The 13,256-nt window shown below is 72.3% G+C and carries 9 protein-coding genes and 1 pseudogene; 8 read left to right on the top strand and 2 right to left on the bottom strand.

Annotated features, from left to right (window positions below):
* Positions 1–59: 59 nt before the first annotated feature.
* From AB0F03_RS29850 to AB0F03_RS29835, 4 genes are all read left to right on the top strand, one after another.
* On the top strand, positions 60–1,433 hold the full coding sequence (locus tag AB0F03_RS29850; RefSeq protein WP_361997421.1) for an ATP-grasp domain-containing protein: 1,374 nt from the start codon (positions 60–62) through the stop codon (positions 1,431–1,433).
* Positions 1,430–3,445, top strand: a complete 2,016-nt coding sequence (locus AB0F03_RS29845) for a PEP/pyruvate-binding domain-containing protein (RefSeq protein ID WP_361997419.1) — start codon at positions 1,430–1,432, stop codon at positions 3,443–3,445. The genes AB0F03_RS29850 and AB0F03_RS29845 overlap by 4 nt, the downstream gene beginning before the upstream one ends.
* 8 nt (positions 3,446–3,453) lie before the next feature.
* Positions 3,454–4,806, top strand: coding sequence for an MFS transporter (locus AB0F03_RS29840; protein WP_361997418.1), 1,353 nt, complete (start codon positions 3,454–3,456; stop codon positions 4,804–4,806).
* Between the two features lie 640 nt (positions 4,807–5,446).
* Positions 5,447–5,833 carry a DUF393 domain-containing protein gene (locus AB0F03_RS29835; RefSeq protein WP_361997416.1) on the top strand — a complete coding sequence of 129 codons (387 nt, stop codon included), beginning with the start codon at positions 5,447–5,449 and terminating at the stop codon, positions 5,831–5,833.
* Between the two features lie 128 nt (positions 5,834–5,961).
* On the opposite strand, the gene yicI is transcribed toward AB0F03_RS29835, so the two are convergent.
* Positions 5,962–8,238, bottom strand: coding sequence for an alpha-xylosidase (gene yicI / locus AB0F03_RS29830; RefSeq protein ID WP_361997414.1), 2,277 nt, complete (start codon positions 8,236–8,238; stop codon positions 5,962–5,964).
* A 370-nt stretch (positions 8,239–8,608) separates the two neighbouring features.
* Here yicI and AB0F03_RS29825 point away from each other — a divergent pair, with 370 nt between their 5' ends.
* From AB0F03_RS29825 to AB0F03_RS29810, 4 genes and pseudogenes are all read left to right on the top strand, one after another.
* Positions 8,609–9,862, top strand: coding sequence for a sugar ABC transporter substrate-binding protein (locus tag AB0F03_RS29825; protein WP_361997412.1), 1,254 nt, complete (start codon positions 8,609–8,611; stop codon positions 9,860–9,862).
* An 11-nt stretch (positions 9,863–9,873) separates the two neighbouring features.
* Positions 9,874–10,827: a sugar ABC transporter permease gene (locus AB0F03_RS29820; protein WP_361997410.1), complete on the top strand. Its 954-nt coding sequence runs from the start codon at positions 9,874–9,876 to the stop codon at positions 10,825–10,827.
* Between the two features lie 5 nt (positions 10,828–10,832).
* Positions 10,833–11,660: a carbohydrate ABC transporter permease gene (locus tag AB0F03_RS29815; RefSeq protein WP_361997408.1), complete on the top strand. Its 828-nt coding sequence runs from the start codon at positions 10,833–10,835 to the stop codon at positions 11,658–11,660.
* A 2-nt stretch (positions 11,661–11,662) separates the two neighbouring features.
* Positions 11,663–12,265 (top strand): annotated as a pseudogene (locus AB0F03_RS29810) (family 1 glycosylhydrolase); the annotation flags it as partial.
* A 37-nt stretch (positions 12,266–12,302) separates the two neighbouring features.
* Here the strand turns inward: AB0F03_RS29810 and AB0F03_RS29805 are convergent.
* Positions 12,303–13,121: a GNAT family N-acetyltransferase gene (locus AB0F03_RS29805; RefSeq protein ID WP_361997406.1), complete on the bottom strand. Its 819-nt coding sequence runs from the start codon at positions 13,119–13,121 to the stop codon at positions 12,303–12,305.
* Positions 13,122–13,256 lie beyond the last annotated feature (135 nt).

The raw sequence follows: 13,256 nt of genomic DNA, 5'->3' as shown, positions 1-13,256 counted from the left end.
TCCCGTCCGGGCGCGGCCCGCGTCCGGGCCTTCGGGACGACCAAGGGAGTTGGGTATCGGTGAGCAAGGTGCTGTACGTGCATGCCAAGGGCGGCCCCCCGGTGGGACATGCCCTCGCGCGGGTGGCCGCGAGGTCCGCGGTGCACCTGCTGGCACTCAGCGAACTGCCCGCCACGGTGGCGGAACGGGCCGCGAGCCTGTGCGACTCGGTGGTCACGCACACCGTTCCGGAGGGACGCGACCTGGTGGAGGTCATCACGGCCCGGGCCCGGGAGGTGAGCGCGGAGGCGGTCGTCACCTTCTCGGAGTACGCGGTGGTGGCGGTGGCCGAGGCGTCCCGGCGGCTGGGGCTGCGCGGTGCCGGGCCCGCCGCCGCGCTCGCCCGGGACAAGCGGCTGATGCGGGCGGCGTGGGAGCGCCGGGGGATACCGCAGCCCCGGTTCCGCGCGGTCACGACGGTGGCCGAACTGGAGCGCGCAGCGGCGGAGTTGTCGTTCCCGCTGCTGCTGAAGGCCGCGTGGAGCGCCGGTTCGACCGCCCACCAGATCATCGAGACGCCCGGCGACGTGCGGGACGCCTGGCAGCGGTCGCGGGCGGTGATGGCGGAGTCGGCGCTGCTCGGGTTCGCGGAGCTGCATGTCGCCGGGGCCGGCGAGGACTTCATCGTCGAGGAGATCGTCAGCGGATGCGCCGAGGAGTGGTTCGACGGTGCCGGCTGGGGTGACTACGTCAGCGTGGAGGGCGTGGTCGTCGGCGGTGCGTTCCGTCCGGTCTGCGTGAGCGGCCGGATGCCGACGGTGGCACCGTTCACCGAGCGTGCCGGTATCACCCCGGCGGCGCTGGGCGGCACGGCCCAGGACAGGATCGTGGAGCTGGCCGGGCGCGCCGTGGACGCCCTGGGTCTGGAGGACTGCGGCACGCACACGGAGATCAAGCTGGGCGCGGACGGCCGTATGTGGGTGATCGAGACGGCGGCGCGGTTCGGCGGCGCGATGACGGTGCCGCAGATCGAGCAGGTCTTCGGTCTCGACCTGGCCGGCATGTTCACCGATCAGCTGCTGGGCGGCTCACCCGCCTGGCCGGCCCGGGCGTTGACGCCGCAGGACGCCGTCGGCGCGACCGGGTCCCTGGTGGTGCTGGCCGTGAACGGCGACGGTTCGCCCTGGGCCCGCCGCCATCTGTGGGACTCCGCGACGGTCGTCCGCTCGGCTCCTGTCGGGGTGGGCAGCACGCTGTCCGTCGTCGCCGAGAGCGCCCTGCCCGACGGCGCCCCCGTGCCGGTGTACGACCCCGCCGCCGGCGCCAACACCATGGCGGCCGTGTGTCTGCTGTCGGCCGACCGGCCGCAGACCGTCGTCAGCGACTTCGCCGCCGTGGTGGACGCCCTGCCGCGGATCCTGCCCACGGACGTCACCGAGGAGGCCCGCGCATGACGCACGCACCGGCCGGGGCGGCCGTGCCCGACGCCGCCACCGGCGACCGTACCGTCATCGGCGCGAACCTGTCGCTGCCGCTGTTCCGCGCGCTGTCCGGGGTACTGGCCGGACACCCGTACCTCAAGGTCGTCGTGGACCGTGCCGAGAACACCTGGCACCTGCTCGACACCCGGGTGCATCCCTTCCACGTCGACTACATCGCGACCCGTGTCCTCGGCATGTCGCTGGACGAACTCGACGCGGAACTCGACGCGTTCAACGCGTCGGTGTACATGGACCCCGAACGCCGGTTCCTGCTCGGGGTGGTGTCCCTGCACACCGAGGAGGAGGCCGACGGCTCGGAGCGGCCCTTCCTCGTGCTGGAGACGACCGAGGCGGACACGATGCCGGGGCCCTTGCTGGAGGAGTTCTACCACTACGTGCGCGGACGGGTGGACGGCCGTCTGCCGCTGCTGCTGAAGCCCGCCAACCACGGTCAGGAGCACGAGCTGGCCGCGGTCGGGGAGGCGCGCGTGCCGCGGGTCCTCAGTCACGAACTGTTCGGCAATCGCACCCGCACCTGCCTCAACCCGGGTGAGGCCGAGGGGCGGTTGCGCTACTTCCGCACCACGGCGGAGTACGAGAGCGCGGCCGGGGAGCTGGGCTGGTCGGACATCGTGGCGATGCCCCGGCTGCCCGACGACGTGCCCCGGACCGCAGGCTTCATCAACACGGTCCCCACGACGCCGCTGTCGCACACCAACGTCCTCGCGGCGGGCTGGGGGATCCCGAACGCGATCGTCCGCGACCTGGACGCCGTCGTCCGGCAGGACGGCCTCGACGGCGCCTGGGTGCGCTACCGCGTGCGTGAGGACGCCGTCACGCTGGAGCGGCTGTCCCACGCACCGGCCCTGGAGCGGCCCGCCTGGCACCAGCAGCGCATCCGCATCGAGACACCGCTGCTGGAGGAGGCGCCGATCCTGGAGCTGCACCGGCTGCGGTGCGCCGACCGGGACAGTTACGGCACCAAGGCGGCCAACCTCGGGGAAGTGCATCACGTCCTGGACAGCCGCACGGCGGACCTGACGACGTTCTACGCGCGCCCGCGCCCGCCACGGCCCGATCTGCTCGGCCACCTCGCCGCCCGGCTGGGCGAGCCGGGAGCGTCGCCGCGGCGGCTGCGCGCCGCGGCGGCCGAACGCGTGGCGGGGACGGTCCGCGCCCCCCGGGGCGTGGCGCTGCCGTTCCGGCTGCACCATCTGTTCCTCACCTCCTCCCCCGCCCTGCAGCAGGGCATCGGCAAGCTGAAGATGGCGCTCGAACTCGAGGCCCTCGACGTGATCGACCCGCTGTCACTTCACCTTCAGCACCTGACGTGCAGTACGCCGATGCCCGAGGAAGTGACGCGGGCGATCACCTCCTCCGTGGCGGCGCTCACGGCCGACGGGCGCCGTCTGGTCGTGCGCTCCTCCTCCAACGCCGAGGACCTGCCCGGTTTCTCGGCCGCCGGGATCTACGACTCGGTGACCACCGTGCACGGCACGGACCAGCTCATGGACGCCGTACGGCAGGTGTGGGCGTCGCTGCTGTCGCCGCGCAGCGTGCGCCTGCGGCACCAGGTCGGCATCCCCCTGGACGACACCTACATGGGGGTGATCGTCCAGGAGTACGTGCCCGCCGGCCTGGGGGGCGTGCTCGTGACCTGCGATCCCACCCGCCCCGAGGACTTCCGCAACGTCTACCTGAACTGCACGCCCGGCTCGCCGGAGCAGGTGGTCGACGGGACGGTGCTGCCGCAGCAGTACCTCTACAACACCGTCGAGGGCGGCGGGCGTACGGTCGACATCGGCTCGTCGGGCGCGGACCTTCCGGCGGCGACACGCGCCTCACTGGCCGAACTCGCCCTCGCGGGGCGCCTGTTGCAGTCCCACTTCAGCGAGGACGATCCCGACGGCGCCCTGGACATCGAGTGGCTCATGACCGCGGAGGGGGCCTTCCACCTGGTCCAGGTCCGCCCCTACGCCCGGTGAGGCGCCGTATGTCCCTCCTGCGGTCCTCGCCACCCGTACCGGCGCCGCCCCCGGCCGCGCGCCGCGTCATCCGCCTCAACAACGGGTTCCAGCTGCTGTTCAACCTGCTGTGGTGGATGCCCGTGTTCTACGCCTACCAGCGGGACGCGGGCCTGTCCGACGGGCAGATCTTCGGCATCCAGAGCATCTACTACATCGCCTTCTGCCTGTTCGAGATACCGACCGGGATCGTCGCCGACCGCATCGGCGCCCGCAACTGCCTGCGCGCCGGAGCGGTGGTCATGACGGCGGCGAACCTGGCGCCGGTGCTGGCCCCGACCTACACCGGTTTCCTCGCGCACTTCCTCGCCATCGCGGCCGGACGTTCCCTGGCGTCGGGCGCGGCGAGCGCCTATCTGTACGACGGACTGCGCGCCGAGCGGGCGGAGGGCCACTATCTCAAGGCGGAGGGCACGGCGCGTGCCCTCGGGCTCGCCGCCAAGGTCGTGTGCTGGCCGCTCGTCGGGCCGCTGATGACCCTGGCCCCGCAGACACCGTACGTGCTCAGCGCGGTGTGCGCGGCCGGTTCCCTCGGCTGCGCCCTCGCCCTGCCGCGGCTCGCCACGCCCGGCACGGACACCCGCCGGCGCGACCGGGCGCGGCGCGGCGGCGGACCGCTGCGTGACACGGGCGCCGCTCTGCGTGTCCTGTGGTCGTCACCGTGGCTGGCGCTGCTCATGGTGCAGGGCGTCGCCGTGTTCACGTTGTCGCGGATCTGCCAGGTCAACCTGTTCCAGCCGGTGCTGCTGGAGCACGGCATCGGGGAGAGCACGCACGGCAGTGTGCTCGCGGCGATGACGGTCGCCGAGGCGGTGGCGTCGGCCCGTCCCCAGTGGCTGAGCCGCCGGCTGCCGCCGGCCGGCTGGGTGTCCCTGCTGAGCGTGGCCCTGGCCCTCGTGCTGGCGGGCACCGCCGTGGGCGGCCCCTGGACCGTGGTCGCGCTGTTGTGCGCGTTCGCCGCGATCACCGGGTTCGTCTATCCCGTGCAGCGCAAGCTCGTCAACGACGCCATCCCGGTGGACGCGCCGCGGGCCACGCTGCTGTCGGTGGAGAGCATCGTGGACCGCGGTGTGTGCGCGGCGGCCGCGGTGGCCGCGGGCGCCTGTCTGGCGGCGGGCCGGCTGGACGCGCTGCTCTGGTACAGCGCCGCGATCACCTGCGCCCTGATGCCGGCGCTCCACCTGGCCCTGCGCCGCACCGGCCCCCGTGGTGCCCCGGCCGGGAAGGACCACGCCGGGCCCGACACCGGCGGGCCGGACACCCCGGCACCGGACGAGCCCGTCTCCCTGCCCGTCGACGAGGGAGCGGCGCCACGCGCGTGAGCGGAGCGCCGCCGGGCTACGCGGTCGCGTGCCGAGGGGGTCCTTCTCGGACACCGAGGAGGACCCTCCCCCGCCGGTCCGGTCCGGGGCCGGAGCCCGGACGGCTCGCCCGGACCAAGCGGGCTTCCCTGAGCGGCGGGCTCCCCGAACCGCGGGTTCTCCCCGGGCCGGGGGGCTCCCCGCGTCCGGGTGGCTTCCCCCGGCCGGCGGCCTCTTCCCAGGCCGGGGGGCTTCCCTGGCCCAGCGGCCTCCCTGGAACCGGCGGCTTCCCCCCTGGCCAGGCCGGATCGCGCCTGATGGGGCGAACGTTCACCGGATCTGACCAACTGGGCGAAGGTCAGACCGGCCGGACGGGCTTCGAAGAGCACGAAACTCGGCGTCGGCATGTCGCCGGCCGCGGGTGATCCGCGCTCCCAAGCGCGAGGCAGCGACGCTCCCCCCGAACCGGCGGGGCTCCTCCCGGCCAGCGGCCTCCGCCGAAACCGGCGGGGCTCCCCCAGGCCGGCGGGTTCCTCCCTACCCAGCGGCCTCTCCCCGAACCAGCGGGCTCCTCCGCACCGGCGCGGCTCCCCCGGGCCGGCGGGGCTTCGTCCGCCGGTGGCCGCGGGGGGCCGGAGCGGCGGTGCGGCACCATGGGTGAATGCGGACACAACCTGTACTGGTCTACGACGGCGACTGCGGCTTCTGCACGGCCTCTCTTGCCTTCGCCCAGAAGTGGATCAAGCCTCGCTGCGAGGTGGTGGCCCAGCAGCGCGCACCGCTGGACGAACTGGGCGTCACCCCTGGACGAGCCGCTTACGAGGCACTGTGGGTCGCCCCGGACGGGACGGTGTACGGGGGCGCCCAGGCAGTCGCCCGGCTGCTGTCGAACGCGGGTGGCGCCTGGCGCGTTCTCGGCGCCCTGCTGCGGCTCCCCCCGGTCCGCTGGATCGCCCACGGCGTGTACCGCCTCGTCGCCCACAACCGGCACCGGCTGCCCGGTGGTACGGCGGCCTGCGCCTTGCCGACCGGCCCCGGCCGCAGGTAGCCGGTAGCCGGTAGCCGGTAGCCGGAACAAATCGGCCGGAGCCGACACCGACGCCGACGCCGGTGGTCGTCCAGGTGGCCCGGTGACGGGACGGCCGCCGGTGCCCCCGGGGCCCCGGGGCCGGCCGGTCACCGCAGCGGGACGGTGACCTCGCCCGTGCCCTCGCCCTGTGCGCCGCCGGCGACGCGCACGGTGAAGGGCCGGCCGGAACCCTCCGCGGTGACGCGCAGGAGGTCGCCCTCGCGCCGGACGCGGAACCGCGCGGCCGGCGCGCCGGTCAGGTCGGGGACGCTGACCTGGTGGGTGTACTCGGCGGTGGCCTGCGGGTGGACCAGCAGCGTGGGGTTGTCCAGCCAGTCGCCGTCGGGCCGCTGGTCGTCGGTGGCCAGCGGCAGGACGGCGCCCTCGCGGACGTACAGCGGAAGACTGTCGTAGCCGTGCCGTTCGGTGCGCCACACCGGGCCGGTGACCCGTTCGCCGCTGAGCAGGTGGGTCCAGGTGCCCTCGGGGAGATAGACCTCGACCCGGCCGTCCTCGGCGAACACCGGGGCGACCAGGAGGTCCGCGCCGAGCATGTACTGGCGGTCGAGCGGGCGGCACGCCGGGTCGTGCGGGAACTCCAGGACCATGGGCCGCATCACGGGTACGCCGGTGTGGTGGGCCTCGGCGGCAGCACCGTACAGGTAGGGCATGAGGCGGTGCTTGAGCAGCGTGAACCGCCGGGCGACGTCGACGGCTTCGGCGCCGAACTCCCACGGCACCCGGTACGACGACGAGCCGTGCAGGCGGCTGTGGGAGGACAGCAGCCCGAAGGCCAGCCAGCGTTTGAAGACCGCCGGGTCGGGGGTGCCCTCGAAGCCTCCGATGTCGTGGCTCCAGAAACCGAAGCCGCTCAGGGAGAGGGACAGACCGCCTCTGAGTGACTCGGCCATGGCCTCGAAGGACGCCCAGCAGTCGCCGCCCCAGTGCACGGGATACTGCTGGCCGCCGGCGGTCGCGGAGCGGGCGAAGAGCACGGCGTCGCCCTGTCCGCGCTCCTTCTCGAGGAGTTCGAACACGGTCCGGTTGTACAGGTGGGTGTAGTAGTTGTGCATCCGCTCCGGATCGGAGCCGTCGTGCCAGACCACGTCGGTCGGAACGCGCTCGCCGAAGTCGGTCTTGAAACAGTCCACGCCCTGGTCCAGCAGCGGCTTCAGCTTCGACCGGAACCAGGCGCGGGCGTCGGGGCTGGTGAAGTCGACCAGTGCCATGCCGGCCTGCCACAGGTCCCACTGCCACACGTCGCCGCCGGGCCGGCGTACCAGGTGGCCGAGCGCGGCGGCCTCCTCGAACAGGGGGGACTTCTGGGCGATGTACGGGTTGATCCAGGCGCTGACCCGCAGCCCCCTGGCCTTCAGCCGGGCGAGCATTCCCTCCGGGTCCGGGAAGACCTCGGGGTCCCACGCGAAGTCGCACCACTGGTACTCGCGCATCCAGAAGCAGTCGAAGTGGAAGACGGACAGCGGGATGCCGCGCTCGGCCATGCCGTCGACGAACGACATCACCGTCGGCTCGTCGTAGTCCGTGGTGAAGGAGGTGGTCAGCCACAGGCCGAAGGACCAGGCGGGCGGCAGGGCCGGGCGGCCCGTGAGGGCGGTATAGCGGGTGAGGACGTCCTTCGGGGTGGGACCGGCCACGATGTGGTACTCCACCGTCTGGTCCTCGACGCTGAACTGCACCTGCCCCACGGATTCGGAGCCGACCTCGAAGGAGACCCTGCCGGGGTGGTTGACGAAGACGCCGTAGCCGCGTGAGGACAGGTAGAACGGGATGTTCTTGTAGGCCTGCTCGCTGCTGGTGCCGCCGTCGGCCTGCCAGATGTCCACACTCTGGCCGTTCTTGACGAACGGGGTGAATCGCTCGCCGAGGCCGTAGACCTGCTCGCCGACGCCGAGCGCGAGCTGGGCGAGGACGTGGTGGGAGCCGTCGTCGGTGGTGGCGAACGCGGTGCCCTTGCGGCCGGCGCGGGTCAGCTCCCGTCCGTCCGCGTCGTGGAAGGTCAGGGCCCAGGGGGCGGCCCGGTCCAGGCGCAGGGTCAGCGGGCCGCTGGTCAGCTCGGTGACGGTGCCGTCCTGCCGGACCTCGCCCGGGTCCGTGCCGCCGGGGCCGGCCGCGAGGTCGAAGTCGGGGCCCGGGCGCGTCCGGCCGGCGTGGTGGGTGACGCGCACCCCGATGACACCCTCGGCGGGCGAGAAGCAGTCGACGGTGAGGAGCGGCGCGTTGAGCGTGTCCCCCCTGCGCGTCACCTTCTGCGTGGCGGCGTAGGCGGTGAAGCGCTTCGATGCGACGCGCACGTCGCGTGCCTCGGTGGCGTAGGCGATCTGAACGCCATCGCGGACGCGCCAGAACCCGTTGGTGAACTTCATGGTCTTCCTCGGGGGAGCAGGGCTGTTCGGCGGGGACTGCGGAGGCTGTCGCCCCGGCGTGGGGATCGTACACAGGGCGGACGGACGCTGTCGGCGTGCGACACCTCGCACACCCGGCGTGAACTGGTCTTATGCGGACTTGCCCGGGAGGCGTCGCCGCGGGGGCCAGGAAAAGGGATCCGTGCACGGGGCTAGCGGGACGGCCGGGTTCTGACGTATTAGTCATCGCAGCAAACAAAATCACCGGCGAGGACGCCGACGACACGACAGCAAGGGCCGCGACATGTCGAAGCGCTTCACCAGAGTCCGTCGTCACCCGTGCGGCGCCCGCTGACACCGGTCCTCCTTCTTCCACGCAAGGGCACCCACCGTGACAGCACCCACTCCGGCTGCCGCGCGCCGCGGACGCTCCCGCAGGGCGGTGACACCACTCGCCGCCGTCTGCGTCCTGGTCGCCGGGGCGGCCCTGACCGGATGCGGCTCGCAGCGCGACAGCGACGTCTACACCGTGATGAACTCCTCGACCGACGAGTCCTACCACCGCTGGGACGCCCAGGCGATGGCCCGCTGCGGCCGTCGGCTGGGCGTCAGCCTCGAACAGCAGAGCGTCCCGGCCGCGCAGGTGATGACGAAGGCGCTGCGCATGGCGTCCGCCAGGTCGCTGCCCGACATCGTCCAGTTCGACGCCTCCGAGATGCCGACGTTCGCCGAGGCCGGCGGGCTGACCGACCTCAGGACCCTGGGCCTGCGCACCGACGGCGTCCCCCGGGGTATCGTCGACTTCGGCTCCTACCGAGGCACGTACTACGGCGCGGCCCGCTCGGTGAACACGCTCGCGCTGTTCTACGACAAGGACGCCCTCGCCAGGGCAGGCCTGAAGGTCCCGGGTACCTGGGCCGAGCTGCGTGCGACGGCGAAGAAGCTGACCCACGGCAGGCGGTACGGCTTGGCCCTCAGCGCGGGGGGCGCCGAGGACGGCGTCTTCCAGTTCACGCCGTTCATGTGGTCCAACGGCGGTGACGAGAGACACCTCGACGGGCCGCGGGTCGTGGAGGCGCTGGACTTCTGGAAAGACCTACTGAACGACGGTTCGCTGTCGAGGTCGACGGTCGGCTGGACGCAGGCGGACGTCAACGACCAGTTCATGGCGGGCAACGCGGCTATGATGATCAACGGCCCGTGGCAGGTGGAGACGCTGAACACCGACAAGTCGCTGCACTGGGGCATCGCGCGGATCCCCGTGCCGAAGACCGGGGAGAGGTCGGTGGGACCCCTCGGCGGTGCGGTTCTCACGGTCCCGAACACCGGGGACGGGGCGAGGGAGAGGATGGCCGGGCGGATCGTGGCCTGTCTGTCCGGCGAGAAGGAGCAGCTGACGTACGCGCTCAACAGCAGGATGGTGCCGGCCGCCGAGAAGGCCGCCGCCGTGTGGCGCGGGCGGGTGCCCGAGCTGGACGCCCTCGCCGACCAGGTGGCCACGGCCCGTTCCCGCACGGCCCGGCTGGGCGCCGGCTGGCCGGGCGTGTCGCTCGCCCTCCAGAGCGCCTTCCAGTCCGCACTGACCGGCGAGTCCAGCAAGGCCGCCCTGACACGCGCCCAGCAGCGGGCCACGAGCGGGAACTGAGGTACGCGCACATGACCACGTCCACCGTCACCGTCCCGGCGCCCTCCACGGCGAGCCGGGCGGCCGGCGCCCCCGATCCGGGACGGCTGCGCCTGCGCCGCCGCCTGGCCCAGTGGGGGTTCGTCGCCCCCGCGGTCGTCTTCATGCTGCTGTTCTTCGGCTACCCGCTGGTCCGCAACGTCGTGATGAGCTTCCAGCACTACACGCCGCAGACGTTCTTCACCGGCAAGGCTCCCTTCAACGGCGTGGACAACTGGTCGCACGTCCTGCGGGACGCCCTCTTCGGCGAGGCACTGTGGCACACGCTCCTGTTCACCGCCGGATCGTTGCTCGGGCAGTTCTGCGCCGGTCTCGCGCTCGCGGTGTTCTTCAGCCGCAGGTTCCCGCTCAACGGCGTCCTGCGGTCGCTGATCCTGCTGCCCTGGCTGGTGCCCATGGTGGTGTCCGGCATCGTGTGGCGGCGGATCCTCGACCAGGACACGGGCGTACTGAACTCGTTCCTGGACACGCTCGGCCTCGGCGGCCACACCCCGTGGCTGACCAGCCCCCACCTGGCCCTGCTGTCGGTGATCCTGGTCAACATCTGGATCGGCGTCCCGTTCAACATGGTCATCCTCTACGGCGGGCTCCAGGAGATCCCCGCGGAGCTGTACGAGGCGGCCTCGCTGGACGGCGCCTCGGCCTGGCGGACGTTCCGTTCCGTCACCCTGCCGATGCTCAGGCCGGTGATCACCGTCGTCCTGGTCCTGGGCTTCATGTCGACGGTGAAGATCCTGGACCTGATCCTCGCGCTCACCGACGGCGGACCGGCCGACGCCACCCAGACCCTGGGCACGCTGACCTACCAGAGCTCGTTCGTGCAACTCGACTTCGGGGCGGGCGCGGTCGTCGGCAACGTCCTCATACTCGTCTCCGCGGTGTTCGCGGTGATCTACCTGCGGGCCGGCCGCAGCGAGGGGAAGTGACGTCCATGGCCACTCGTACGCCCACGACATCCGGGCGCCGCTGGGGTTCCACCCTCGCCGGAGTGCTCATCCTGTGCGTGATGCTCTTCCCGTTGTACTGGATGCTCGACACCGCCCTCCAGCCCGCCTCGGGACTGCTCCGGGTCGATCCGGTGCCGAGCCGTCCGGACCTGTCCGGCTTCTCCAAGGCCCTCGGTGACCAGGGCGGGCACCTGCTGACCTCCCTGGCGGTCTCGCTCGGCGCGGTCGTCCTCTGCCTGGCCGTCTCCGCGCCGGCGGCGTACGGGCTGGCCCGGTTCGGGCTGCGGGGCACACGGACGATCGTGTTCGGCACGCTGATCACACAGATGGTCCCGGGCATCGTCATCGCCAACGCGCTGTACGACTCGTACGTCGAGCTGGGTCTGGTCAACTCCTACTTCGGGCTGATGCTGGCGGACTCCTCGCTCGGCATCCCGTTCTCCATCGTGCTGATGCGGTCCTTCATGCTGTCGATCCCGGGCGAGGTGATCGAGGCGGCGCAGATCGACGGTGCCGGGCCGGTGCGGACGTTCGTGCGGGTGGTGCTGCCGATGAGCCGAAACGCGCTCATCACTTCCGGCCTGTTCGCGTTCCTGTTCGCGTGGAGCGACTTCATGTTCGCCCTGACCCTGAACACCACCGACGACGTCAAGCCGGTCACGCTCGGCATCTACCAGTACATCGGCGCGCACGTCGGCGACTGGGGCTCGGTGATGGCCGCGTCCGTCCTGTCCGCGGTGCCGGCGGCGCTCCTCCTCGTCCTCGCCCAGAAGTACATCGCCGCCGGCATCACCGGCGGTTCCGTCAAGTGACGCGTGTCGTGCCGGACGGCAGCGGCCCGGTGAACACCGAGGGGCTGCGCTTCTGCTCCCGGCTGGTCGACGAGCTGCTCGCGGCCGGCATCGAACCGGCCGCCACCCTCTACCACCGGGACCTGCCGCAGGCGCTGGAGGACCGGGGCGGCCGGCGGGTACGGGAGAGTGCGGAGCGGTTCGCCGAGTACACGGCAGTGGTCGCCGAGCACCTCGGGGACCGCGTGCCGCGCCGGATCACCCCTCCCCGACACCCTCACCGACCTGCTGGTGCGGCTCAGGGCCCGGCACCGGGACACACTGCCGCCCGTGCACCTCACGGAGAACGGTTCGGCGGAGGACGACGAGGTGAGCCCCGACGGAGCGGTGCACGACACCGCCGGGTGGCCTACCTGCGCGACCACCTCACCGCGCTGCGGGACGCGATGGACGCCGGCGTGGGCGTCCGGGGCTGCTACGTACGGTCACTGCTGGACAACTTGGAGTGGGCTTCCGGCTACGGCAGGCGGTTCGGGATCGTCCGGGTCGACTACGCCACCCAGGAGCGCACCCCGAAGGACAGCTACCGCTGGTACCGGGCGGTGACCGTCGCCCAGCCCGGCTGACGGGACCGGTGCCCCCGGGCGACCGCCGCGGTGCCTGTCAGCCGTGGGGGGCCGGCGGCTGGCTCAGGGCGTAGAAGTGCACCGGCGAATTCGGCCGGAAGCCGATGCGGGGGTACACGGGAGCCCCGGCCGCGGTCGCGTGCAGGGTGGCGCGGGTCAGGCCGGTGGCGCGGGCACCCTCGTACAGGGCCTTTCGCGTCACCGCTTCGCCGTAGCCCCTGCGCTCCCACTCCGGGGCCGTGGCGACGAGCGCGACGAAGAGCCGGCCGTCCGCCTCCACCGTTCCCGCGCACGTCACCGGGACTCCGTCCCGTAGCCCCAGGTAGGCATGCACCTGGTTCTTCCACGCCGTGGAGCCGTGCAGCCCGTCGCGGCCGTCCTCCAGCGGGAAGCCGTAGGCGCGTGAGTTCAGGTCCGCGTACGCCCGGAGCTGTTCGTCCGTGCTCACGCGGACGAACGTGAGATCGGGGTGGGACGGTTCGGGGACGGGGAGGAAGTCGCCGGCCATGCCGGTGCCGGAGAAGGCGTACGCGAGGCCCGCCCGCCCGGCCGCCGTCCGCACCTGCTCGCGCGCCGCGTCGCCGAGGAGGTCCTCGAAGAGCCACAGGAAGCCGGGACGCTTCTTGGCGCGCATGATGTCCGCGGCCCGGCCCAGGCGGCGCCCGAGGAGCGCGGTGTCCGCGTCGACGTCCGTCAGTGTGACGCAGTTCCAGAAGGGGAACCGGCAGTCGGCCCAGCGGACGGCGATACCAGGAAGGTCCCGCACATCGGCGTCCGCGTCGCGGTCGAGCACGAAGGCCCGCCAGACCACGGCGAGTTGCTCCCTCGATTCGACCGCTTCCGTACGATCCCTCATCGGTCCCCCGGCTGCTGGAGTCGCTGCCCACTTCCTTCCCGGCCACGCTACGTCAACGGGCGGACGGCTCCTTCCGCTCCGCCGGGACACGTTCCGGGACACCGCCGGCGAAGACGCCGTACAGCGGGAGTGTCT

Origin of the sequence: Streptomyces sp. NPDC028722 (assembly GCF_040637655.1) — a bacterium.
In the GTDB taxonomy this organism is placed as follows: domain Bacteria; phylum Actinomycetota; class Actinomycetes; order Streptomycetales; family Streptomycetaceae; genus Streptomyces.
Note: the sequence above shows the minus strand (reverse complement) of the source record. Positions and strands in the feature narration are given on the sequence as shown.